The 22,920-nt window shown below is 68.8% G+C and carries 20 protein-coding genes; 10 read left to right on the top strand and 10 right to left on the bottom strand.

From position 1 onward, the window contains the following. The first annotated feature begins 28 nt into the window (after positions 1-28). The 4 genes from bhcA to bhcD all read left to right on the top strand — a co-directional run bounded on the left by bhcA (position 29) and on the right by bhcD (position 4,516). A complete protein-coding gene (gene bhcA, locus EV662_RS01860) occupies positions 29-1,207 on the top strand; it encodes an L-aspartate--glyoxylate aminotransferase BhcA (protein WP_132460420.1) in 1,179 nt (392 codons plus the stop codon). Positions 1,208-1,214: 7 nt separating this feature from the next. After that, positions 1,215-2,186, top strand: a complete 972-nt coding sequence (gene bhcB / locus EV662_RS01855) for a beta-hydroxyaspartate dehydratase BhcB (protein WP_132460419.1) — start codon at positions 1,215-1,217, stop codon at positions 2,184-2,186. 15 nt (positions 2,187-2,201) lie between these two features. Then, positions 2,202-3,365 (top strand): 3-hydroxy-D-aspartate aldolase BhcC, encoded by a 1,164-nt coding sequence (bhcC, locus tag EV662_RS01850; protein ID WP_132460418.1) that lies wholly within the window; start codon positions 2,202-2,204, stop codon positions 3,363-3,365. 185 nt (positions 3,366-3,550) lie between these two features. Continuing rightward, complete coding sequence (gene bhcD, locus EV662_RS01845; RefSeq protein WP_132460417.1) at positions 3,551-4,516, top strand: iminosuccinate reductase BhcD; 966 nt, start codon at positions 3,551-3,553, stop codon at positions 4,514-4,516. Positions 4,517-4,616: 100 nt separating this feature from the next. Here the strand turns inward: bhcD and EV662_RS01840 are convergent, their stop codons facing one another. Next, entirely contained in the window at positions 4,617-5,609 is a 993-nt protein-coding gene (locus EV662_RS01840; protein WP_132460416.1) for a zinc ABC transporter substrate-binding protein, read from the bottom strand. A 78-nt stretch (positions 5,610-5,687) separates the two neighbouring features. Here EV662_RS01840 and EV662_RS01835 point away from each other — a divergent pair, with 78 nt between their 5' ends. From EV662_RS01835 to EV662_RS01820, 4 genes are read left to right on the top strand one after another with little or no spacing between them, the layout of a single operon-like run. After that, entirely contained in the window at positions 5,688-6,176 is a 489-nt protein-coding gene (locus EV662_RS01835; RefSeq protein WP_132460415.1) for a Fur family transcriptional regulator, read from the top strand. Further along, positions 6,173-6,961, top strand: a complete 789-nt coding sequence (locus EV662_RS01830) for a metal ABC transporter ATP-binding protein (protein WP_132460414.1) — start codon at positions 6,173-6,175, stop codon at positions 6,959-6,961. Before EV662_RS01835 ends, EV662_RS01830 begins: the two co-directional genes overlap by 4 nt. Continuing rightward, positions 6,951-7,736, top strand: coding sequence for a metal ABC transporter permease (locus EV662_RS01825; RefSeq protein WP_132460413.1), 786 nt, complete (start codon positions 6,951-6,953; stop codon positions 7,734-7,736). Before EV662_RS01830 ends, EV662_RS01825 begins: the two co-directional genes overlap by 11 nt. A gap of 48 nt (positions 7,737-7,784) precedes the next feature. Then, complete coding sequence (locus EV662_RS01820) at positions 7,785-8,321, top strand: histidine phosphatase family protein (RefSeq protein WP_132460412.1); 537 nt, start codon at positions 7,785-7,787, stop codon at positions 8,319-8,321. Between the two features lie 64 nt (positions 8,322-8,385). Here EV662_RS01820 and EV662_RS01815 read toward each other — a convergent pair whose 3' ends face one another. From EV662_RS01815 to EV662_RS01785, 7 genes are all read right to left on the bottom strand, one after another. Then, positions 8,386-9,375, bottom strand: a complete 990-nt coding sequence (locus EV662_RS01815) for an SLAC1 anion channel family protein (RefSeq protein ID WP_132460411.1) — start codon at positions 9,373-9,375, stop codon at positions 8,386-8,388. Between the two features lie 19 nt (positions 9,376-9,394). Next, positions 9,395-9,754 (bottom strand): DUF5368 domain-containing protein, encoded by a 360-nt coding sequence (locus EV662_RS01810; protein ID WP_132460410.1) that lies wholly within the window; start codon positions 9,752-9,754, stop codon positions 9,395-9,397. A gap of 13 nt (positions 9,755-9,767) precedes the next feature. Beyond that, positions 9,768-11,090: an NAD(P)/FAD-dependent oxidoreductase gene (locus tag EV662_RS01805; RefSeq protein WP_132460409.1), complete on the bottom strand. Its 1,323-nt coding sequence runs from the start codon at positions 11,088-11,090 to the stop codon at positions 9,768-9,770. A gap of 161 nt (positions 11,091-11,251) precedes the next feature. After that, the gene (locus EV662_RS01800) at positions 11,252-12,004 is read right to left on the bottom strand and encodes a phosphoadenylyl-sulfate reductase (protein WP_132460408.1); all 753 of its coding nucleotides are present in this window, start codon (positions 12,002-12,004) and stop codon (positions 11,252-11,254) included. 105 nt (positions 12,005-12,109) lie between these two features. Further along, the gene (locus tag EV662_RS01795) at positions 12,110-13,330 is read right to left on the bottom strand and encodes an efflux RND transporter periplasmic adaptor subunit (protein WP_132460407.1); all 1,221 of its coding nucleotides are present in this window, start codon (positions 13,328-13,330) and stop codon (positions 12,110-12,112) included. 4 nt (positions 13,331-13,334) lie between these two features. Next, positions 13,335-15,698 (bottom strand): ABC transporter permease, encoded by a 2,364-nt coding sequence (locus EV662_RS01790; protein ID WP_132460406.1) that lies wholly within the window; start codon positions 15,696-15,698, stop codon positions 13,335-13,337. Between the two features lie 4 nt (positions 15,699-15,702). Beyond that, positions 15,703-16,410, bottom strand: a complete 708-nt coding sequence (locus EV662_RS01785) for an ABC transporter ATP-binding protein (protein ID WP_132460405.1) — start codon at positions 16,408-16,410, stop codon at positions 15,703-15,705. A 123-nt stretch (positions 16,411-16,533) separates the two neighbouring features. Here EV662_RS01785 and EV662_RS01780 point away from each other — a divergent pair, with 123 nt between their 5' ends. Further along, entirely contained in the window at positions 16,534-17,313 is a 780-nt protein-coding gene (locus tag EV662_RS01780; protein ID WP_132460404.1) for an HAD-IIB family hydrolase, read from the top strand. Positions 17,314-17,331: 18 nt separating this feature from the next. Continuing rightward, positions 17,332-18,552 (top strand): glycosyltransferase family protein, encoded by a 1,221-nt coding sequence (locus tag EV662_RS01775; protein WP_132460403.1) that lies wholly within the window; start codon positions 17,332-17,334, stop codon positions 18,550-18,552. 110 nt (positions 18,553-18,662) lie between these two features. Here EV662_RS01775 and EV662_RS01770 read toward each other — a convergent pair whose 3' ends face one another. Both EV662_RS01770 and EV662_RS01765 read right to left on the bottom strand, forming a co-directional pair. Further along, positions 18,663-20,468 (bottom strand): methyl-accepting chemotaxis protein, encoded by a 1,806-nt coding sequence (locus tag EV662_RS01770; protein ID WP_132460402.1) that lies wholly within the window; start codon positions 20,466-20,468, stop codon positions 18,663-18,665. A 134-nt stretch (positions 20,469-20,602) separates the two neighbouring features. Then, positions 20,603-22,711, bottom strand: coding sequence for a hypothetical protein (locus tag EV662_RS01765; protein ID WP_207903571.1), 2,109 nt, complete (start codon positions 22,709-22,711; stop codon positions 20,603-20,605). Between the last annotated feature and the right edge of the window lie 209 nt (positions 22,712-22,920).

The raw sequence follows: 22,920 nt of genomic DNA, 5'->3' as shown, positions 1-22,920 counted from the left end.
CGTGGCGCGACACGAAAAGGATGAACCCATGTCCAGCCAGAACCCCGTCTTCATTCCCGGCCCGACCAATATCCCGGAATCGATCCGCCGGGCCTGCGACATCCCCACGATGGACCACCGCTCGGCCGCGTTCCCGCCGCTGTTCGAGCGCGCCAAGACCGGCGTGGCCGAGGTGCTGAAGATGGACGCGGGCGAGGTGATCCTGTTCCCGGCCTCGGGCACGGGCGGCTGGGAGGCCGCGGTCACCAACACGCTGAGCCCCGGCGACAAGGTGCTGGCCGCGCGCCACGGCATGTTCTCGCTGAAATGGATCGACCTGTGCCAGCGCCACGGGCTGGATGTCGAGGTCGTCGAATGCCCCTGGGGCGAAGGCGCCCCGGTGGACCGCTTTGCCGAGATCCTGGCCGCCGATACGGGCCACCAGATCAAGGCGGTGCTGGTCACCCATAACGAGACCGCGACGGGTGTCGTTTCGGACGTGGCGGCGGTGCGCGCGGCGCTGGACGCCGCGGGCCACCCGGCGCTGTTGATGGTCGACGGCGTCAGTTCCATCGCCTCGATGGACTTCCGCATGACGGAATGGGGCGTCGACCTGGCGGTGACCGGTTCGCAGAAGGGGTTCATGCTGCCGGTGGGCCTTGCCATCGTTGGGGTCAGCCCCAAGGCGCTGGCCGCGATGGAAACCGCGAAACTGTCGCGCTGTTTCTTCGATTTCCGCGACATGCTGAAGCTGGGCACGCCCTATACCCCCGCGGTCGGCCTGATCAACGGGCTGGGCGCGTCCTGCGACATGCTGCTGGCCGAGGGGCTGGACAACGTGTTCGCCCGCCACCACCGGATCGCCGAGGGCGTGCGCGCCGCCGTGGCCGCCTGGGGGCTGCGGCCTTGCGCGGTCTCGCCCGCGCTCTACTCTGATACGGTGACGGCGATCGTTCTGCCCGAGGGGGTGGATGGCAACGCCCTGGTCCGTCACGCCGCCGATGCCTATCACGTCGCCTTCGGCGCCGGGCTGGGCGAGGTCGCGGGCAAGGTGTTCCGCATCGGTCACCTGGGCATGTTGACCGACGTGATGGCGCTGTCGGGGATCGCGACGGCGGAAATGGCGATGGCCGACATGGGCGTGCCGGTCACGCTGGGCAGCGGGGTCGCCGCGGCACAGGACTATTACCGGACGAACAAGGCCGCCCCGGTGCAGGCGGCGGCGTGAGGGTGCGATGAAAGACGACAAGCAGATGTATATCCCGACCTATGACGACGTGGTGGCGGCGCATGAACGCATCGCCCCCCATATCCACCGCACGCCGGTGCTGACCTCGAGCTATTTCAACGAGCTGACCGGGGCGGAGCTGTACTTCAAGTGCGAGAACTTCCAGAAGGCGGGCGCGTTCAAGGTGCGGGGCGCGTGCAACGCGGTGTTCGGCCTGGACGACGAGACCGCGAAAAAGGGCGTGGCGACGCATTCGTCGGGCAACCACGCGCTGTCGCTGTCCTATGCCGCCGGGCGGCGGGGCATCCCCTGCCACGTGGTGATGCCGCGCACCGCGCCGCAGGCCAAGAAGGACGCCGTGCGCGGCTATGGCGGGATCATCACCGAGTGCGAGCCGTCCACGTCGAGCCGCGAGGCGGTCTTCGCCGAGGTGCAGGCCTCGACCGGCGCGGAATTCGTGCACCCCTATAACGACCCGCGCGTGATCGCGGGGCAGGGGACCTGTTCGCGCGAGCTGAATGAACAGGTGCCGGGGCTGGACGCCGTCATCGCGCCGATCGGCGGCGGCGGCATGGTGTCGGGCACCTGCCTGACGCTGTCGAACATCGCGCCGGGCGTGAAGATCTATGCCGCCGAGCCCGAGCAGGCGGACGACGCCTATCGCAGCTTCAAGGCCGGTCACATCATCGCCGACGACGCGCCCGACACCGTGGCCGACGGGTTGAAAGTGCCGCTGAAGGAACTCACTTGGCATTTCGTGTCCAACCACGTGACCGACATCCTGACCGCCAGCGAGCAGGAGATCATCGACGCGATGAAGCTGACCTGGCAGCGGATGAAGATCGTGATGGAGGCAAGCTGCGCGGTGCCGCTGGCCACCATCCTGAAGAACAAGGAGGTCTTCGCGGGCAAGCGCGTGGGCGTCATCATCACGGGCGGCAATGTCGATCTGGACAAGCTGCCCTGGATCAAGAGCTGAACAGGGAGAACAGCGATGAAGGACGTGACCGATTTCGAAGCGCTGGAAGTGGGCTATGACATCCCGGCCGTTCCGGGCATGGACGAGGCCGATATCCAGACCCCCTGCCTGGTGCTGGATCTCGACGCGCTGGAGCGCAACATCAAGAAGATGGGCGACTGGTGCAAGGAACACGGCATGCGCCACCGGGTGCATGGCAAGATGCACAAGTCGGTGGACGTGGCGTTGCTGCAGGAACGCCTGGGCGGGTCCTGCGGGGTGTGCTGTCAGAAGGTGAGCGAGGCCGAGGTCTTTGCCCGCGGCGGGATCAAGGACGTGCTGGTGTCGAACCAGGTGCGCGACCCGGCCAAGATCGACCGGCTGGCGCGCATCCCCAAGCTGGGGGCGCGGACGATCTGCTGCGTCGATGACGTGGCGAACGTGGCCGACCTGTCGGCAGCCGCCCAGAAACACGGCACCGAGATCGAGTGCCTGGTGGAAATCGACTGCGGCGCCGGGCGCTGCGGCGTGACCACGACCGAGGACGTGGTGAAGATCGCCAAGGCGATCGACGCCGCCCCGGGCCTGAAATTCGCCGGCATCCAGGCCTACCAGGGCGCGATGCAGCACATGGACCTGTACGAGGACCGCAAGGCCAAGATCGACATCGCGGTCGCCATGGTGCGCGACGCCGTCGAGGGGCTGAAGGCCGAGGGGCTGGACTGCGACATCGTCGGCGGCGGCGGCACCGGGTCGTATTACTTCGAGGGCAATTCGGGCGTCTATAACGAGCTGCAGTGCGGGTCCTATGCCTTCATGGATGCGGATTACGGGCGCATCCTGGACAAGGACGGCAAGCGGATCGACCAGGGCGAGTGGGAGAACGCGCTGTTCCTGCTGACCAGCGTGATGAGCCATGCCAAGGCGGACAAGGCGATCTGCGACGCGGGGCTGAAGGCGCAGTCGGTCGATAGCGGGCTGCCGGTGATCTATGGCCGTGACGACGTGGAATACGTCAAATGCTCGGACGAGCACGGGGTGATTTCCGATCCCAAGGGCGTCTTGAAGGTCGGCGACAAGCTGAAGCTGGTGCCGGGCCATTGCGACCCGACCTGCAACGTGCACGACTGGTATGTCGGCGTCAGGGCCGGCAAGGTCGAGGTGGTCTGGCCGGTCTCGGCCCGCGGCAAGGCGTATTAGGGGGCGCTCCCGCCCCCGGGCCCGCGCGGACCTGCGGTCCGCTTGTCCGGGGTTGGGGGTGGCGCGGCCCTGGCGGGCCGCGCGCCTCCGGCGGGGATATTTGCAGCCAGAAGAAGCGAGGGCGCGGGGGCGCTGTCCCGGCGCCCTTTCCATGAGTTTCGCAGAAGCGCGAAGGAGGGGCAGGGATGATCATCGTTCCCGAGAAGGAAATCGCCGGGCTGATCTCGGCCGAGGACAGTTTCGACGCGGTGGAGGCGGTGTTCGCCGCGATGGCGCGGGGGGATGCCTATAATTTCCCCGTCATCCGCGAGGCGATCGGGCATGCGGATGCCCTGTACGGGTTCAAGTCGGGGTTCGACCGGGCGGGGCTGGTGCTGGGGCTGAAATCGGGGGGCTACTGGCCGGGGAATGCCGAGAAGGGGCTGACCAACCACCAGTCGACCGTGGTGCTGTTCGATGCCGATACCGGGCGGGCGCATGCGCTGGTGGGCGGCAACCTGTTGACGGCGCTTCGCACCGCGGCGGCGTCGGCGGTGTCGATCAAGCACCTGGCGCGGGAGGATGCGAAGGTGCTGGGCATGGTGGGTGCCGGGCACCAGTCGGCGTTCCAGATGCGCGCGGCGGTGGCGCAGCGCGATTTCGAACGGGTGGTGGGCTGGAACTATCACCCCGAGATGTTGCCGCGGCTGGCCGAGACGGCGGAGGAGCTGGGCCTGCCCTTCGAGGCGGTGAGCCTCGAGGAGATGGGGGCGCAGGCGGACGTGATCGTGACCATCACGTCGAGTTTCGAGGCGCAGGTGATGGATGCCCATATCCGCCCCGGCACGCACCTGGCCTGTATGGGGACGGACACCAAGGGCAAGCAGGAGGTGGACCCCGCGATCCTGGCCCGCGCGCGGGTGTTCACCGACGAGGTGGCGCAGTCGGTGACCATCGGCGAGGCGCAGCACGCGGTGGCGCAGGGTCTGATTGCCGAGGGCGACATCACCCAGATCGGCGCGGTGATCGAGGGCACGGCGCCGGGGCGCCGGTCGGAGGACGAGATCACGCTGTTCGACGGGACGGGCGTGGGGCTTCAGGACCTGGCGGTGGCCGCGAAGGCGGTGGAGCTGGCGCAGGCCAAGGGTGTGGCGGTCGAGGTGGATTTCTGAGCCTGGCGCGGGTTCGAGCTGTTTCGCCTCGCGTGCCGCGAGGCGACCGGGGCCGGGGGCTGACGCCCCCGGCCCCTTGCGTTGCGCGGGGTGGGCGTGTTCAGCCCCCGGCCCCGGTCACGCAGTCGGCGATCGTATGCGCCAGCCCGGTCAGCAGCGCGGGGTAGAGCGCGGGGCCGTAGTCCAGCATGCTGCCCGAGGGATCGAGGGGGGCGCCGACCCGGCTGGGCGTGCCCTCGACGATGGCGGCGATATAGGCGGGGTCGTGCTGGGCCTCGGGGAAGATGCAGGCGATGCCGTCATGGCGCAGGTCGTCGCGCAGCGCGTCGAGCCGGCCCGCGCCCGGGTCGGCGGCGTCGCCCAGCGCGATGGCGCCGGCGACGTGCAGGCCGAAATGATCGGCGAAATAGCCATAGGCGTCGTGGAACACCATGATCGGGGCATCGCCCACCGGGGCGAGGGTGGCGCGCACCTGGGCCTCGGCCGCGTCGATGGCGGCAAGGGTCGCCTGGGCGTTCGTGGCATAGACCGCCGCGTTGTCGGGGTCGCGGTCGGCCAGTTTTGCGGCGATCAGGCGGGTCCAGACGCGGGCGTTTTCCGGGTCGAGCCAGGCATGGGGGTCGAGCCCGCTTTTGGCATGGGCGTGGCCGTGATCGTCGGCCGCGGCGTGGTCCTGTTCTTCGTCCGCGTGCTGTTCGTCCGCCTGTGCGTGGTCATGGTCATGGTCGTGCGCGTGCCCGTCCTCTTCGGGCGTCGCGCCGAAGTCGCGCCGGAAGGTGCCCGGCGCCTCGATCAGGATGAGGCTTTCGCCGGCCAGGCCGACGCCCGCGACGGCGCGTTCCAGCCAGGGCGTCATCCGCGGCCCGATCCACAGCAGCAGGTCCGCCTGGGACAGGGCCTTGGCCTGCGAGGGGCGCAGCTGGAAGTGATGCGCGTCGGCCCCCTGGTCGAGCAGGATGCCCGGCGTGCCGAGATCGCCCATCACGCCCGCGGCCAGCGCATGGACGGCGGGGATGTCGGTCATTACCTTGGGCGGTGCGGCCAGCGCCGGGGCGGCGGCCAGGACAAGGGCGAGGGCGGTGAGCGAACGCATGGCGGGCTCCGTCGGTTCAGGGTTGCGGTTCGGCACACAAGAGATATGTTATAAGATAACAAGTCAAGGGGAGATCGCATGGAACCCGACGGCCCGCTGGGATTTGCCGATCACGATCACGCCGCCTGCCGTGCGGGCGCGCTGGCGCGTGCCGAGGCGGTGGCCGAGGCGCAGGGGCTGCGGCTGACGCCGGTGCGCCGGCGCACGCTGGAGATCCTGCTGGAGGCGCACCAGGCGCTGGGCGCCTATGACGTGCTGGAGCGGCTGGCCGAGGACGGGTTCGGCCGCCAGCCCCCCGTGGCCTACCGGGCGCTGGATTTCCTGGTCGAGCACGGGCTGGCCCATCGCATCCGGCGGCTGAACGCGTTCGCCGCCTGCATGCACCCGGGCGAGGCGCATGTGCCCGCCTTCCTGATCTGCGCGTCCTGCCATGCGCTGGCCGAGGCGCCGGGGGCGGCGGTCGCGCGGGCGTTGCGGGCGGCGGCGGACGAGCTGGGATTCGAGATCGAGCGGATGAACATCGAGGCGGTGGGCCTGTGCCCGGCCTGCCGGGAGGCGGGGGCATGACGCTGATCGCGGCGCAGGGGCTGGGGGTCAGCTATGGCGCGATGGCGGCGCTGCGCGATGTCGACCTGGTGATCGAACCGGGCGAGATCGTCACTGTTGTCGGGCCGAACGGGTCGGGGAAATCGACGCTGGTGCGCGCGCTGCTGGGCGTGGTGCGGCCAAGCGCGGGGCAGGTCACGCGGCGGGCCGGGCTGCGCATCGGCTATGTGCCGCAGCGGCTGGCGGTGGACGACCGGATGCCGCTGAGCGTGCGGCGGTTCCTGTCGCTTCCCGACCGGCGCGACCGCGACGAGATGCGGGCGATGCTGGACAAGGTCGGCGTGCCGGGGCTGGAAGATCGGCAGATGACGGCGCTGTCGGGCGGGCAGTTCCAGCGGGTGCTGCTGGCGCGCGCGTTGCTGGCCGACCCGGAATTGCTGATCCTGGACGAGGCGACGCAGGGGCTGGACCAGCCGGGGACGGCGGCGTTCTACCAGTTGATCGAGGATGTGCGGCGCGAAACCGGGGTCGCGATCCTGATGGTCAGTCACGACCTGCACGTGGTGATGAGCGCGTCGGACCGGGTGATCTGCCTGAACGGGCATGTCTGTTGCCAGGGCCAGCCGCATGTGGTCACGGCGGCGCCGGAATACCGGGCGCTGTTCGGTCTGGGCACCCATGGCACCATGGCGCTGTACCAGCACAAGCATGACCACGCGCATGACGCCTGCGACCACGATCACGACCATGACCACACGCCTGCGCACGGCACGGCGACGCAGAAGGATCCGGCCCATGCTGGATGATTTCCTGGTGCGCGCGGCGCTGGCGGGGCTGGCGGTGGCGGTGGCGGCGGGGCCGCTGGGCGCCTTTGTCGTGTGGCGCAGGATGGCCTATTTCGGCGAGGCGACGGCCCATGCCGCGATCCTGGGGGTGGCGCTGGCGCTGGGGTTCCAGATTTCGCTGTTCGGCGGCACGCTGGCCGCGGCGCTGGCGATGGCGCTGACGGTGACGACGCTGACCGGGCGCGGGCTGGCGATGGATACGGCGCTGGGCGTGCTGGCGCATGGGGCGCTGGCCTTTGGCCTGGTGGCGGTGTCGTTCCTGCCGGCGGTGCGGGTCGACCTGTCGGCCTATCTGTTCGGCGATATCCTGGCGGTGGGCCGCGGCGAACTGGCGGTGATCTGGGCCGGCGCGCTGGCGGTGCTGGGCCTGCTGTTATGGCGCTGGAGCGCGCTGTTGACCGTGACGGTCAGCGAGGATTTGGCCAAGGCCTCGGGGCTGGAGCCGGGGCGCGAGCGGCTGGCGCTGACCGTGGCGCTGGCGCTGGTGGTGGCGGTGGCGTTGCAGGTGGTCGGCGCCCTGCTGATCGTGGCGATGCTGATCATCCCGGCGGCGGCGGCGCGGCCGTTGGCGCGCTCGCCCGAGGCGATGGCCCTGGGCGCGACCGCGATCGGGGCGCTGGCGGCGCTGGGCGGGCTGTGGGGCTCGCTGGTGTTCGACACGCCCGCCGGGCCCAGCATCGTGGTCGCGGCCACGGTGGTGTTCGCGGCCAGCCTGCTGGTGCCGCGCCGGGGCTGAGGCCCGCCCGGGACTGGACGGGGCGGGCTGCGCGGCTAGCTGTTGTTCATGCGATGGATCGGCTTGCTTTTGTGCCTTTGGCCCGGCCTTGCGCTGGCCAATGATTGGGCGGCGCTGGAAACCCCCGGCGCGCTGGCCATCATGCGCCACGCGCTGGCGCCGGGCACCGGCGACCCGGCGGCGTTCCGACTGGGCGATTGTGCCACCCAGCGCAACCTGGATGACCGCGGCCGGGCGCAGGCCCGCGCGATCGGCGACGCCTTCCGCGCCCGCGGCATCGCCTTTGACCGGGTGCTGACCAGCCAGTGGTGCCGCACCCGCGAAACCGCCGAACTGCTGGACCTGGGGCCGGTGATCGAGGCACCGGAGTTGAATTCTTTCTTCCGCGATTTCTCGACCCGCGCGGCCCAGACCCGCGCCGCGCGCGCCCTGATCGAGGGGGGCGAGGGGCGGCTGATGCTGGTCACCCACCAGGTCAACATCTCGGCGCTGACCGGGCGGGGCACGCGGTCGGGCGAGGTGCTGGTGATCCGGCCCGCGGGCGACGGGGTCGAGGTTCTGGGCAGTATCCTGATCGACCCGTAGCCTGCGCATGGAAAAAGGGCGGCGCGGGGCGCGCCGCCCTTTGCGGGATGCCGGACCGCGCCGGTTATTCCGGCTGGCAGATCTCGTGCCGGGCGATGGCGACCGTGGTGCGGGCCAGCAGCACGGCGATGATCAGCACCAGAAGGCCCAGAAGCCCGCCGCCCAGCGCCTTGTGAAAGGCCGACCCGGTTTCGCCCGCGTAAAGGAAGGTGGCGATGGTCAGCGCGGCCAGCGGGAAGGACAGCGCCCAGAACGACAGCGCGAAGGGCAGGCGCAGGATTTTCGGCAGCTGCGTCGCCACGATCAGCGCAAAGACATAGGCCGCGTTGATCATGAACATCGCGAAATGGTCCAGCTCGCCGTTCAGCCGCATCCACGAGATGAAGCCCACCGCCGGCGGCGCGATCAGGATCACCAGCGTCGGTTGCAGCCGCGCGGGCAGCGGGTCGTGGAACATCAGCCGGTTCATCACCAGCGTCAGCAGCACCACCCAGAACAGCAGCCCGCCCGAGAAGAACAGCCAGGAAATGTCGGGATAGCCCAGCGGCGCCCCCGCGATCGGCACCAGGATGTTGCCCACCGCCGGGATGAACCAGGCCGCGTTGATATGGCCCGGCTTGAAGTCGCGATGCCCGATCCAGTCGGAAATCACCAGAAGCGACAGCACGCCCTGCAGCGCGGTGCCCACGATCCACAGCGGGCCCGCGATGGCGGGGTATTCGGCCAGCGTGGCGATCGACATCAGGATCAGCGAGATCGAGATCGTCGGAAAGAACGCCAGCCGCACCGGGTGGTGCCATTCCCAGGCCGCCATCTTGAAATGGGTCAGCAGTTTCAGCCCATAGCCCACCGATACCGCGATCAGCAGTGCGGCCGAGGCCAGCAGCACGTAATGCGACGCGTGGAAGGTCAGGCCATAGGCCTTTTCGCCGGCATGCAGCGCAAGCGTCAGCCCCAGCATCCCCATGACGGTGGCGAAGAAGGTGATCGGGTAATGGGCCAGGCGGCTGTGATCGCCGCCTGCGCCGGAGTGATTTTCTGCGGTTGCGCTCATCTGAGCCAAGCTCCTTGGGTCAATATCCGTCCTTGTCGGGCTGCCGCATGAACGCCTGAACCACGTAGGCCAGGAAGATCAGGCCGCCCGCCCCTGCGACTCCGGTTCCAAGCAGAACTATGATGTCGATCGGCCCCCCGATATCGGAGAAGCCAGAATTCGTCATGTACTGCACGAAAAGGATCGCGGCGATTGCCCCGACCGGGGCCGACAGCTCGGCACGGGCGAGATAGCGCCCCTCGATGCTGCGGTCGCGAATCAGAACAAAGATGAATGCAAGAGTAATGATTATGGCCACCGCGACCATGGTCCAGAACAGCGCAGCGCCGAAAATCTCTTGAAAAACAGCGATCAAAGTTTCGAGAGTAAGTTCCTTCATGTCTTGATCCTCCTTACGCCTTGCCGCGCAGCATCGCGTTATAGGTGGCCTTCAGCGCCACCTCTTTCATCAGCCAGGAAATCCACAGCTCTTCCAGCGGCGCGATCACGCCGGGGAAGGACGGGGTCAGGTTGTTCTTGTAGTCGAACTCGACCAGCATGGCGCGGCCGACCCGGGTGATCATCGGGCAGGAGGTATAGCCGTTATAGGCCGCGGGGCTCAGCTTGCCCTCGATATCGGCGACAAGGTGATCCTCGGCCACCGGCACCTGCCATTTCACCGAGGCCGCGGTCTTGCCCTTGGGCACGCCCGCGCAGTCGCCCACGGCGAAGACGTTGGAATAGCGCGCGTGGCGCAGGGTTTCCTTGTCGACCTCGGCCCAGCCCTCGTTGACCCAGGGGCCGTCCTGCCAGGGCAGGGGCGAATTGCGCAGCACGTCGGGGGCCACCATCGGCGGGATCACGTTGGTGAAGTCGTAATCCATTTCCTGCTCGCCCTCGGGCGTGGCGAAGGTCAGGATCTTCTTCCCCGGGTCGATCGCCTTGAGCACATGGTCGAAGCAGGGTTTCACGCCCCGGTCGTCGAACAGCATGCGCACCTTTTCGTTGACGATGGGCACCGAGAAAAAGCTTTTGTTATGGGCGGCATAGTGGATTTCCACCCGGCCGCGGCTGCCCTTGCGCCGGGCGTAGTCGTCGGTGAGGAACGTGTATTTCAGCGGCGCGCCGGCGCATTTCATTTCCGTCGCCGGGCGGTAGAACACCGCCTTGCCGCCCTCGTCGGTAAAGCGGTCCATCGCGCCCCAGGTCGCATGCGCCTGTTCCGGGCCGGCATAGACCGCGCCGATGCCGTTGGTGCCCACCAGGTTCATGTCGAACCCTTCGATGGCGTCCCAGTCCAGTTTCAGGCCGGTGGCCAGGATCAGGAAATCATAGGCGACCGTCTTGCCACCGGTGGTGACGATCCGGTTGGCCTCGGGGTCGATCTCGGCGGCGGCCTCCTCGATCCACTCGACGCCGTTGGGCAGCCATTCGGCGGTGGACGAAACCGAGTAGTTCGCCGGTTTCAGCCCCGAGGCGATCAGCGTGAAGCCGGGCTGGTACAAATGCCGTTTGCGCCCGTCGACGATGGTGATCTTGGCCCCGTCCAGCCGTTCGACCAGCCGGTTCGCCATGGCGGTGCCGGCGGCGCCGGCCCCCAGGATCACGATTTTCGCCTGGGTCTTAATCCGCTGGGCGCGCGCCGGGCCGGCGGTCACGCCCGCCAGGGCCATGCCGCCCGCGGCCATCCCGAGAAAACCCCGCCGCGAGAGGGCGATTCGATCCGGCTCGGTCATGCGATTTCTCCCTTAAACATTCGAATTCCTGCATGTGTATGCGCCTGTATACGCAGAATCTCTGACCTATGTCAAAGAGTCATATTTGAATTGCGCCGCCGGGCGATTGCACGGGACGTTGCACGGGAAAGACGAAGGACAGGCGGTCGCGCGTGCCCGCGCTAATGCGGGCTGTCCGGCCGGGGGCGAGCACGGGCAAAGCGGCCGTCGGGGCCCAGGTGGATGCCGCATTCGGTCTTGTCGGGCGTGTCGGCCCAGCGGCCCGCGCGGGGGTCTTCGTCGGGGCGGACGGGGCGGGTGCAGGGCGCACAGCCGATCGAGGCATAGCCGCGGCCGACCAGCGGGTGCCGGGGCAGGGCGTGGCGGTCGAAACAGGCGGCGACATCGGCCTCGGACCAGAAGGCCAGCGGGTTCACCTTGAGATGCGCGCCGTCCCGTTCGATCGCGGGCAGCGCGGCGCGGGTTGTCGCCTGGTACCGCTTGCGCCCGGAAATCCAGGTGTCGAACCCCGCCAGCGCGTCGGCCAGCGGAAAGGTCTTGCGCAGGGTGCAGCACATGTTCGGATCGCGCGCGTGCAGCCGGCCATCGGCATCCTCGGCGCCGATCAGCGCGGGGTCGGGCCGCAGGATCACCAGGTTCAGCCCCAGCCGCGCGGCCAGCGCGTCGCGATAGGCCAGCGTTTCGGGGAAATGCCGCCCGGTATCGAGGAACAGCACCGGCACGCCGGGCAGGATGCGCGTGACGAAATGCAGAAGCGCCGCGCTTTCCGCCCCGAAGGAGGAGACCAGCGCCACCCGCCCCAGCCGCCGGTCGCGCAAAAGCCCGGCCATGTCGGCATGGCCCGTGTCGGGCAGGTGGTCGGATTGCAGCGCATCCAGCAGCGGGTCGGACCCGCCGGGGGGCCAGTCGGTCATGGTCGGTCCTCGTGTCGCCTGGGGCCGTGCCGCCCCGTGCATGCGCCTAGCGCGGGAATGTAACAGCCCGTCCCGCCCCCGGGGCGGCGTGGCGTCGCGGGCCGGTCATTCCAGCGTGGCGCGGTCCACCACGGGGGTGCCGTCGCCGACCTCGTCCGAGGGGTGGGTGATGACGCGCTGGCCCGGCGCGATACCGTCCAGTACCTGGGCGGTGGTCTCGCCGCGGCGGCCGACCCGGACCGGGGTCAGGGTGGCGGTGCCGTCGGCCACGGTGAACACCGCCCAGCCGCCGTCGCGGCGGAACAGCGCCGAAAGCGGCACCTGCAGCGCGTTCTCGTCCTGCCATTCGACGATGCGCAGGAACACGGCGAAACCTTCGCCCAGGCCCGGGCGGTCCGCGGGCGGGGTGAGGATGTCGAACAGCGCATCCACCCGCTGTTCCTCGATCCCGAGGGCCGAAACCTTGGTGCGGGCCACGGGCTCGATCTTGCGCAGGCGGGCCTCGATCACCGTGTCGCCGCCCCAGCGTTCCACCATCGCGCGGTCGCCTGGGGTCAGCCGCACCGCGTCCGACGATAGCAGGTCGGCGACGATTTCCAGGTCGTCGCGCCGCCCGATCGACAAGAGCCGCGTGCCGATGGTCACGGGCCGCTCCGAGATCACGTCGACCTCCAGCACGGTGCCGTCGATGGGCGCGTGAATGGCCACGCAGCATTCACCGTTGAACGATCCTGCCGCGTCCTCCTCGGGCGGGATCAGGGCGGCGCGGGCGCGCTCCAGCGCGCTTTGCGTCATTTGCAGCCCCGAGGCGGCGGCGTCGCGGGCGGCGCGCGCGATGGCCAGTTGCTGGGTGGCGTCCTCCAGCCGGGTGAACGAGGCCACGCCGCGATCGACCAGTGCCTGCGCGCGGTCGAACTGGCTTTGGGCATAGGCAAGGTCTTCCTCGGCCTTCCTCAGCCCGCTTTCGGCCTGGGCGCGGGCGGCCTGGGCCTCGCGCACGGCGGCCTCGGCCTGGATGCGCGACCGGGTGTCCAGCAGGCTGGGCGCGGTGGGTTCTACGATGGCGACGACGGTTTCGCCCCGGGTGACCGGGTCGCCCACCTCGACCGGCGAGCGGCGCGCGGTGCCGGTCAGTGGCGCGGCGACCTCGTAGATGTCGCGGATGCGGGTCTTGCCGTCGGCGTTGACGGTGACCTGCATCGGCCCGCGCGCGACGCTGTGCAGGTCGACGGGCACCGGGTCGGTGCGGAACGCGGTGTAGACCAGCCCGGCGACCAGCGCCGCGCCCAGCCCGGCCAGGACGATGTTGCGTGCCGACAGCGTCATGCGTTCACTCCCGTGTCTTCATCACGGCCACCAGGTCCAGGTTGTCCAGCCGCCGCCGCACCACCAGCACCGCCGCAACCGTGGCCGTCAGCACCACCAGGCTGGCCTGGGCGAAGGTGGCGGGTTTCAGCACCAGCGGGATGGAATACAGGTCCGAGGTGAACCCCGCCGTCATCGACCAGGCGATGGCCCAGCCCAGAAGCCAGCCCAAGGGTTGCGCGGCCAGCGCCAGCACCAGCGTTTCACCCATCAGGATGCCCGAGACCTCGGCGCGGGTGAAGCCCAGGATGCGCAGGCTGGCCAGTTCGCGTGCACGCTCCGACAGTTGCACCCGCGCGCCGTTATAGGCCACGCCCACCGTGATCAGCACCGCGATGGTGGCGTAGATCGCGTTCATGATCAGCACGTTCTCGGCGATGGTGTCCTGGAAGGACCGGCGGCTTTCGGTCAGCATCATCGTGCCGGCAAGGCCGGGCATGTCCTTCAGCCGCGCGTGCAGGGCGTCTTCTTGCGCGTCGTCCAGCAGGATGTTGGCGGTCGAAACCTGCGGGGCCTGCCGGAACAGCGCGTTGACGGTGTCGAAATCCATGTAGGCGCCCAGGCCGAAATACTGCGTCACCAGCCCGGCAACGGGCAGGTGGAACGTCTCGCGCCGGTTGCCCAGGAATTCCACCTCGATGCTGTCGCCGGGGCGCGCGCCCAGTTCGGCGGCCAGCCGGGCGGACAACAGGATCGTGCCGGGCGGGGGCGCGACGACGCGGCCCTGCGTGTCGATGGCGCGCGACAGGTCGGCGCCCGGCGGGCGCGCCTCGATGCCCACCCGCTTGGACAGGTGGCCATGGCGCAGCTCGGCCGACAGGTAAAGCTGGCCCTCGACGGCGAGGACACCGGGCAGGCGGCGGACCTCTTCGATGGCCGAGACCGGCCGGTCCTCGGAAAACAGCAACATCGTGTCCTGCCGGTTCGACTGGAAGAACGCCTGGTCCATGATGACGTCCAGCGAGTCGTCGGTGAAGGTGGCCGCGACCATCACCGCGACGGCCAGCGCAAGGCCCAGCGTGGTCAGCCCCGCGCGCACCGGCCAGCGCAGGATCGAGCGGAACACCATCATCGCGGGTTGCGACAGGCGGGCCGCGGCCAGCGCCCGGTCGAACAGGCTGCGCGAGAATTGCGGCGGCGCGGGGGGCTGCATCGCGACGGCGGGCGACAGCCGCGCGGCGGCCAGCGCCGAGCGCGCCGCCCCCAGACCGGCGGCGGCCAGCGCGATGACCGCCGCGATCACGTAGACGTCGTAGGAGACGCGGTAGATCAGGTAGGGAAAATCGAAGAAATCGGCATACAGCACCGCCAGCGCGTGCGACAGCCAGCTTCCGGCGGCAAAGCCGATCAGGATGCCCACCAGCGCCACCAGGCCGGCAAGCATCAGGTAATGCACGCAGACCTCGCGGTTGGAATAGCCCACGGCCTTCAACAGGCCGATCTCGGCGCGTTCCAGCGTGATGATCCGCGCCAGCACCATGTTCACCAGGAAGGCCGAGATGCCGAAAAAGACCGGCGGCAGCACCAGCGCGAGGTTCTTCAACTGCGCGATCTCGGCGTCGATGAAGCTGTTCGACAGCTGCGTCTCGCGCCCGTAGGCGCCGAACCCGCCATAGGGGGCAAGCAGGTCGTCCAGCCGGTCGATCACCTCGGCCGCGTTCGCCGCGCGGGTCAGGCTGAGGGCGACCGAGTTGAACGCGCCGGTCATGTCGAAGGCGGCCGCCGCCGCGCGTTCGGGCATCCACAGGATGCCGAAGCCCTCGTTGTCGGGCATCATCTGGCCCGGCCCGATGGTATAGATGAACTCGGGCGACAGGACCGTGCCGGTAATCGTCAGGCTGCGTTTCTGCCCGTTCAGGTTGGCCCGCAGCGTGTCGCCCGGCACGAAGCCGTTCGCCTCGGCGAAGGGCTGGTTCACCGCGACCTCGTCCGTGGCGTCGGGCGCGGGCAGGCGGCCTGCGCGCAGGATCGGGATGTTCAGCTGCGGCAGCCCGCCATTCGGCAGCGAGATGATGCGGCCCACCCCGGTGCGGACGCGGCCCGGAATGTCCAGGACCACGCTGCCCACGGTGCGCGTTTCGACATTGGCCACGCCGGGGATGGCCGCGATTTCCGGGGCAAGGGTCGCGGGCGCGCGGCGGGTTTCCGAGAACACGTCGGCAAAGCGGTTGCGTTCGTAATAGGCCGCGCGGGTGTCCTCCAGCGCGTTGTACATCCCGAAGGACGTCAGGAAGATCGCCACCCCGCAGCCCAGCACCAGCGCGATGGCCAGCGCCTGCGCCCAGAGCCGGCGGAAATCGCGCAACAGCTTGATATCCAGCGCCTGCATCGGATCACCACGCGATCTCGTGCGGGGCCAGGCGGGTGTCGTTCACCTCGACCCCGCTGATCCGCCCGTCATGGAATCGCACGACCCGGTGCGCCATCTTGCGGATCGCGGCGTTGTGGGTGATGACGACCGTGGTGGTGCCGAAACGGTCGTTGATGTCCTTCAGCGCCTCCAGCACCTGCACGCCGGTCTTGCTGTCCAGCGCGCCGGTGGGTTCGTCGCATAACAACACCTCGGGCCTCTTGGCGATGGCCCGCGCGATGGCCACGCGCTGCTGTTCGCCGCCCGACATTTCCGCCGGGAAATGGTCGATCCGGTGCGACAGCCCCACCAGCCCCAGCGCCTCGGCCGGGTCCATCGGGTCGCGCGCCACGTCGGTTACCAGTTGCACGTTCTCGCGCGCGCTCAGGCTGGGCACGAGGTTGTAGAACTGGAACACGAACCCCACGTGGTCGCGCCGGTATCGCGTCAGCCCCCGGTCGCGCAGCGCGGTCAGGTCGAGGTCGCGGAACCAGACCTTGCCCGAACTGACCCGGTCCAGCCCGCCCAGGATGTTCAGAAGCGTGGATTTCCCGCTGCCCGAGGGGCCCAGCAGCACGGCCAGTTCGCCGGCGAAAAGTTCCAGGTCGACGCCCGCCAGCGCATGCACCTTGGCGCCCCCGGTGTCGTAGACCTTGGTCACGCCCTCGGTTCGAAAGATCGGACGGTCCATGATCGCCCCCCTTCGCATCCAGTAAGCCAGCCCGCGCGCGGGCTTTCAAGGGGCGGATGGGCTGGCCTTCGGGGCCCTCTCGCGTCTAGGGTGTTCACAGTGCGAACGACCCGGATCCCCCCGATGCCGAGACCACCCCTTCTTGTCTTCACCGATCTCGACGGCACCCTTCTGGACCACGAGGATTACTCCCACGAGGCCGCGGCGCCCGCGCTGGCGCATCTGCGCGCGGCGGGGGTGCCCGTGGTGCTGGCCTCGTCCAAGACCGCGGCCGAGATCGCCCCGCTGCGCGCCGAACTGGGCCTGGCCGATTGCCCGGCCATCGTCGAGAACGGGGCGGGCGTGCTGAACCCCGGCGCCGGCGCGCCCGTGGATTCGGGCCGCTATTGCGAGTTGCGCGCGGTGCTGAAACGGCTGCCGGCCTCGCTTCGGGCGGCGTTCCAGGGGTTCGGCGACTGGGACCTGGCGATGATCGCCCGGCGCACCGGCCTGCCGCGCGCCGAGGCGGAGCTGGCCGCCCAGCGCCGGTTTTCCGAACCGGGCCTGTGGCGCGGCTCGCCCGCCCAGAAAGAGGCGTTCCTGGCCGCGCTGGCCGCGCAGGGGATCGGCGCGCGCGAGGGCGGGCGGTTCCTGACCCTGTCCTTCGGCGGCACCAAGGCCAGCCGCATGGCCGAGATCGCGGCGCGCTATGGCACCCCGTTCACGGTGGCGCTGGGCGATGCGCCCAACGATATCGAGATGCTGGAGGGCGCCGACCTGGGCTTTGTCATCGCAAACCCGCACCGCCCCGCCCTGCCGCCCCTGGCGGGCGAGGCCGAGGGCCGGATCGTGCGGATCGACGCACCCGGGCCGAAGGGTTGGAACGCGGCCGTTGAACGGGTTATCAAGGATCGCGGCATCTGAGGCGGGGGGATCGGGCGCGTGGCGGACTTTCACCAGAACGGAAATGTGGCGACGCTCCACAACCTGCGGTCGGCCTCGTCCGAACAGCTGGCGCACGAGCTGACGACCTTCGCCCAGACCCGCAAGATCAGCCTGATCCTGCCCTCGCTGTTCTCGGAACTGCAGGGCGAGGCGCTGCCCGCGATCCTGGATGAACTGGCCGAGGTGCCCTATCTGCACCGCATCGTGATCGGGCTGGACCAGGCCGATGCGGGGCAATACGCCCATGCGCTGGAATTCTTCGGCCGGCTGCCGCAGAACCACGTGGTGATCTGGCAGGACAGCCCGCGGATGCAGGCCATCCACGCCCGGCTGGACGCGCTGAACCTGGACCCCGGCGAACCGGGCAAGGGGCGCAACGTGTGGTTCTGCATGGGCTATATCATGGCCTGCAAGGACAGCGCGGTGCTGGCGCTGCACGATTGCGATATCCTCACCTACTCGCGCGACATGCTGGCCCGGCTGATCTATCCGGTGGCCAACCCCGCCTTTCCCTACCAGCTGGCCAAGGGGTTCTACCCCCGCATCGGCGCGGGCAAGCTGAACGGGCGGGTCAGCCGGCTGTTGGTCAGCCCGGTGCTGATCGCGCTGAAAAAGACCATCGGCGACCGTGATTACCTGGATTACCTGCGGTCGTTCCGCTACCCGCTGTCGGGCGAATTCGCGATGCGCACCGCGCCCTTGCCCGACCTGCGCATCCCATCCGACTGGGGGCTGGAAATCGGCGTGCTGTCCGAGGCGTGGCGCAACCTCGCGCCGCAATCGGTCTGCCAGGTGGAAATCGCGGATGCCTATGACCACAAGCATCAGCCGGTCTCCGAAGAGGATGCAAGCGCGGGGCTGTCGCGAATGTCGATCGACATCTGCAAGTCGATCTTCCGCAAGCTGGCCGCCGACGGCACGGTGTTTTCCGAGGAAATCTTCCGCACGCTCAAGGCCACCTATTACCGCTCGGCGCTGGACCTGCTGGAATGCTATCACAACGACGCGCGGATGAACGGGCTGAACCTGGACCGGCATGCCGAGGAGAACATCATCGAGCTGTTCGCCCGCAACATCACCGAGGCGGGCCAGGTGTTCCTGGACAACCCCGCCGAGACGCCGTTCATCCCGACCTGGAACCGGGTGCACGCGGCCGACCCGGCGCTGATGTCGGACATGCTGTCGGCGGTGGCGGCGGACGCGGCCGATCACGGCTAGCGCGCCGGGGCCCGTGGCGGCCGGCGGTGCGCGGGCCCGGTCCGCGATAACCCATCGTGCAACCGGTCCGGCCCGGCGGGCGGCCGGGGTCCCGGACCCCCGCGGCGGCTCTAGGCGGCCGTCGCGCCGCCGGCCGCGAAGGGCATGTTGCCGCTGTCCCGGGTTCTGAACCGTGCGACCAGCTGTTCCAGCGAGGCCGACTCCGCGTTCAGCGTGGCGGCCCCGGCGGCCATCTCTTCGACCATCGCGGCGTTCTGCTGCGTCACCTGGTCAAGCTGGGTGACGCCGATATTGATCTCGCCCAGCCCGACGGATTGTTCCTGGGCGCTGGTCGCGATGCCGCCGACCAGCCCGGTGATCTCGCTTACCCGGCCAAGGATATCGGTCAGCGCGTCGCCGGCCCGGTTGACCAGCGACACCCCCGAATCCACCCGTTCCGACGCGCCCGAGATCAGCGTCTTGATTTCATTCGCCGCTTCGGAAGAGCGCTGGGCCAGGCCCCGCACCTCGGAGGCGACGACGGCAAAGCCGCGCCCGGCCTCGCCCGCGCGCGCGGCCTCGACACCGGCGTTCAGCGCCAAGAGGTTGGTCTGGAAGGCGATATCGTCGATCACGCCGATGATCTGGCTGATCTCGTCCGACGATTTCTTGATGTCCGACATCGCGCCTATGGCATCATGGACCACGCGGCTGCTTTGCTCGGCATCCTTGTGGGCGCCCTGGACGACGCTCTCGACCTCGGCGGCGCTGGCGGCGGTGGATTTCACGCTGTTGGTCAGCTCGTCCATCGCGGCGGCGGTTTCCTCCAGCGTGGCGGCCTGGTTCTCGGTCCGGTGCGACAGCTCTTCGGACGAGGCGGTGATCGCGTCGGCGTTGCGGCGGATTTCAAGCGCGTTCTCGATGACAGAGCCGATCAGCATGTTCAGCGAATCGACCGTGGCGTTGAAATCCATGCGCAGCCCCTTGTAGGTTTCGGGCAGCCATTCATCGAGCTTTTGCGTGAGGTCGCCCTCGGCCAGGCGTTTCAGGCCGGCTGACAATGTCCTGACGACACGGGCATTGTCTTGTTCGCGTTGGCGCGTTGCGTCCTCGTCGCGGCGGCGCGCGTCGGCCAGTTCTTGCCGGAAGCTATCGGCCCGGCTGGCGATGGCGCCGATCTCGTCCGGCCGGCCGGCATGGGGCACGGGGGCGTCCAGATCGCCGCCGGCCATCCGTTCGAAGGATGCGCCCAGGTCGGAAAGCGGGCGCAGCATGGCGCGCAGCATCAGCACCAGCGCCCCCAGCGCGGTCGCGATCAGCAGGCCCGACAGCACCAGGCTGGTATAGCGGGCCGCGGCGATCGCGGCGTCGATCTGGCTGCGGTCGATACCGACATAGAAGATGCCGATCGCCTTGCCCGCCGGTCCGATGATGGGTTCGTAAATCGTCAGGTAGGGCTTGCCCAGGATCGTGGCCTCGCCGGTAAAGGTTTCGCCCCGGATCATCGCGGCGTGAACGGGATTGTCCCGCCCCAGCACCGTTCCCACGGCGCGGGAGCCATCGGGTTTGCGGATGTTGGTGGTCACGCGCACGAAATCGCCACGCGCGGCATCCCAGGCGAAGAGCGTCGCGGTTTCGCCCGAAAGCGCGGCGACCCGGTCGATGATCGCGTGATCGGTCAGTTCGGGCAGGGCCGCCCAGCTGGCCCGTTCCACGCGCCCCCCGGGCCCGGTTTTAAGGTCGATGCCGTCGAATTCCGAGGCGAACTGGTCGATGAGGATCCGCAAGGAGGTGGCCTGCCGCTGCTGTGCCGCGGCGCGCATCGCTTCGGCCGACTGGCGTTGCAGGACGGCGGCCTGGATGACCGCCAGCGCCAGGAACAGGAGGCCGGCGCCCAGGAAAAGACGCACCCTGATCGATTGAAGCCTCGGTTTCATGTCGACTCACCTCGTTGCGGATCGTGGCGGGACCAGAGCACGCGCGCCCTTAGCGCCCGGTTAATTCCGCCCCGCCCCGACGCAAAGGGGCGCGCAAGATGCGCGCCCCCGCGGGTTCGATCCCTGGCCCGGGATCACTTCATCGCGGTCTGGTAGGCCGCTTCCGGCAGGTCGAGGTTGAAGATGAACAGCTGGCCGCCCTGGTCGGCCTGCACCTCCTTGACCTGGCCGGCCGATTCGGCCTTGTTCTGGACGACGCCGATCAGCACCTGGCGATCCAGCGGCAGGCTGGCGTTCACCGCTTGCTGGCCGGTGCCGGCCAGGTCGGCGGCGCTGTAGAAGCTGCCGTCCTCCTTGCGGGCCAGCAGGGCGGTGATGTTCCACGTCCCCGAGAATTCGGCCGAGTTGGCCTTGGAGAAGGCGCCGCCCATCACCGAGGCGCCGGCCGCGGCGCGGGGGTTGGCCTTGCCGCCGGCCTGGGCCAGGAAATAGCCCTTGCCGTCCTCGACCGGTTGCATGGTTTCGGGGTCGATCACCAGGGCGAACTTGCGCTCGCCGAATTCGTTGCCCGAATCCTCGTCCACGATCAGCACGTCGGCATCGGACGCCTTGATCCACTGAAGCCCGTCGGGCGCGACGGTCTTGGCGCGGCCGTCTTCCCAGGTGGCGTGGGTGCCCTGCCCGCCATGCTTGAGGCCCTTGTCGGCCACTTCCAGCGTCAGCGAGCCGTCATGGGCGCCCAGCACCCGGTCGACCCTGGCCGAGACCATGGCGGGCAGGCCGCCCTCGGCGGCCTCGACCTGGGCCAGGAAATCGGTCAGCTCGAACGAGAGGATGCCGCCTTCCTGCGTCAGGTTCTGCACCCAGCGCTGGCGGGTGATGTCGGGGTCGACGGCGGGGTGTTCGGTCTTGGAATCGCCCACGAAATAGGTGTGGCCCTCGGGCTGTTCCTCGGCCATCTGCCAGCGGGTCATCTCGGTTTCACCGACGGCCACGGGCGCGTCCCAGCCGCCCCACTGGTACGAGGTCGGCACGAATTTCGCCGCAAAGCTGTCGGCCGCATCGGGGTTGGTGATATAGGCGTCCATCATCTTGGCGGTGGGGTCGATCGTGTCGATGCCAAGCGCGGCGTAATCGGTATTGGCGACCGCCAGCCCGTAGATCTTGCCGTGCAGCAGGCCGTTGCGCGCCAGGAACCGGTCACGCTCGGTCGCGTCGTCGCCCACCGGGTTGCCGGCGGCGTCCACGCCCTTCTTGCCGACATAGATCTTCAGCGGCGCGGGTTCGAGATCGTGGTTATAGCCGGCCAGCACGAGCACGACGTAATCGGGATGGGCGGGGTTGATCGGCATGATCTTTTCATAGCCGGTCTGGCCCAGCGCCGGCACGGTATAGGCGGTGCCGGTGGCGATGTCGGTCACGATCGAGGCCAGGCCCATGCCCTCGTCGGTGTTCCAGGTCTGGGTGACGTTGCCACTGGCGTCCTGGGTTTCGAACATCTCCTGGATGTTCCATTCCTCGGCGTTCAGCCACACGTCGTCGGCAAAGCCGATGCCCGCGCCGTACTTGTTCGCCGGTTCGTACCAGGCGCCGCAGAACGACTGGAAGAAGAAGTCGCCGTTCGACAGTTTGAAATCGTCGGTGAATTCGACCAGCGTGCCGTCGGGGCGGGCCTGGTTGCCCCAGACGCCACCTTCCGAGCGGGGCAGCACCTCGTTGCCGAACACGTTGAAGACGCGGTTGAACAGGTGGCCCGAGCCCTTGACGATGCTGGCGGCGGGCGCGTCGTTGCCCAGGAAATCGGCCAGTCCCGCGCGGTCATAATCGATGGTGTGGACATGCGACCCGGTGAAGGTCGCGCCCGAGGTCATTTCCCAGCCATAGGTCTCGTTCGACATGGTGGCGTAGGATTCCGACTGGTAGGCGATGCGCACCGTGTCCTCGTCGGCCAGCCAGGCGGCGTGGCCATCGGGATAGCCGGTCAGCGCCTTGCCGGTTTCGGCGTCGACCTCGCCCACGGTGGCAAGCGCCTTGAGATTGCCGAGGAAGGGATAGGCGGTGTCGCCGGACTTGCCATCGGCCAGTTCGGCGGGCTCGTCGGCGGTGCTGGCCTCGGCAACCACGGCGGTGGTCTGGCCGATCGTCACCAGGCCTTCGGCATGGGCGGTCAGCGCGGTCGAGCCCAAAAGGGCCGCGGCGAGGGGAAGGGCGAGGCGCAGGCGGGTTGCCATCAGTGCGGGCATGTCGTTCCTCCGGAGGATTCGTTGGAAAGGGGTGTTCCTATGGCGCACGTTCCTAGTCGGGGCGCGTGACAGTTTCTTGACGGTTGGTCGCGGCGCCGCCCGGCAGGCATGGACCCGCGGATCGGCGGCGGGCTGTTACAAAACTGTATGAAAGATGTGCCAAATCACCCGGGCCGATCTTCGCCCCCTCTGCCTGACCGGGACATGCC

The organism is Rhodovulum marinum (genome assembly GCF_004343075.1).
GTDB lineage: Bacteria > Pseudomonadota > Alphaproteobacteria > Rhodobacterales > Rhodobacteraceae > Rhodovulum > Rhodovulum marinum.
Note: the sequence above shows the minus strand (reverse complement) of the source record. Positions and strands in the feature narration are given on the sequence as shown.

What these genes read in the sequence shown, in the direction of transcription:
- bhcA (WP_132460420.1), top strand. Translation starts at nt 29, where the DNA reads ATGTCCAGCCAGAACCCCGTCTTCATTCCCGGCCCGACCAATATCCCG.
- bhcB (WP_132460419.1), top strand. Translation starts at nt 1,215, where the DNA reads ATGAAAGACGACAAGCAGATGTATATCCCGACCTATGACGACGTGGTG.
- bhcC (WP_132460418.1), top strand. Translation starts at nt 2,202, where the DNA reads ATGAAGGACGTGACCGATTTCGAAGCGCTGGAAGTGGGCTATGACATC.
- bhcD (WP_132460417.1), top strand. Translation starts at nt 3,551, where the DNA reads ATGATCATCGTTCCCGAGAAGGAAATCGCCGGGCTGATCTCGGCCGAG.
- EV662_RS01840 (WP_132460416.1), bottom strand. Translation starts at nt 5,609, where the DNA reads ATGCGTTCGCTCACCGCCCTCGCCCTTGTCCTGGCCGCCGCCCCGGCG.
- EV662_RS01835 (WP_132460415.1), top strand. Translation starts at nt 5,688, where the DNA reads ATGGAACCCGACGGCCCGCTGGGATTTGCCGATCACGATCACGCCGCC.
- EV662_RS01830 (WP_132460414.1), top strand. Translation starts at nt 6,173, where the DNA reads ATGACGCTGATCGCGGCGCAGGGGCTGGGGGTCAGCTATGGCGCGATG.
- EV662_RS01825 (WP_132460413.1), top strand. Translation starts at nt 6,951, where the DNA reads ATGCTGGATGATTTCCTGGTGCGCGCGGCGCTGGCGGGGCTGGCGGTG.
- EV662_RS01820 (WP_132460412.1), top strand. Translation starts at nt 7,785, where the DNA reads ATGCGATGGATCGGCTTGCTTTTGTGCCTTTGGCCCGGCCTTGCGCTG.
- EV662_RS01815 (WP_132460411.1), bottom strand. Translation starts at nt 9,375, where the DNA reads ATGAGCGCAACCGCAGAAAATCACTCCGGCGCAGGCGGCGATCACAGC.
- EV662_RS01810 (WP_132460410.1), bottom strand. Translation starts at nt 9,754, where the DNA reads ATGAAGGAACTTACTCTCGAAACTTTGATCGCTGTTTTTCAAGAGATT.
- EV662_RS01805 (WP_132460409.1), bottom strand. Translation starts at nt 11,090, where the DNA reads ATGACCGAGCCGGATCGAATCGCCCTCTCGCGGCGGGGTTTTCTCGGG.
- EV662_RS01800 (WP_132460408.1), bottom strand. Translation starts at nt 12,004, where the DNA reads ATGACCGACTGGCCCCCCGGCGGGTCCGACCCGCTGCTGGATGCGCTG.
- EV662_RS01795 (WP_132460407.1), bottom strand. Translation starts at nt 13,330, where the DNA reads ATGACGCTGTCGGCACGCAACATCGTCCTGGCCGGGCTGGGCGCGGCG.
- EV662_RS01790 (WP_132460406.1), bottom strand. Translation starts at nt 15,698, where the DNA reads ATGCAGGCGCTGGATATCAAGCTGTTGCGCGATTTCCGCCGGCTCTGG.
- EV662_RS01785 (WP_132460405.1), bottom strand. Translation starts at nt 16,410, where the DNA reads ATGGACCGTCCGATCTTTCGAACCGAGGGCGTGACCAAGGTCTACGAC.
- EV662_RS01780 (WP_132460404.1), top strand. Translation starts at nt 16,534, where the DNA reads ATGCCGAGACCACCCCTTCTTGTCTTCACCGATCTCGACGGCACCCTT.
- EV662_RS01770 (WP_132460402.1), bottom strand. Translation starts at nt 20,468, where the DNA reads ATGAAACCGAGGCTTCAATCGATCAGGGTGCGTCTTTTCCTGGGCGCC.
- EV662_RS01765 (WP_207903571.1), bottom strand. Translation starts at nt 22,711, where the DNA reads ATGCCCGCACTGATGGCAACCCGCCTGCGCCTCGCCCTTCCCCTCGCC.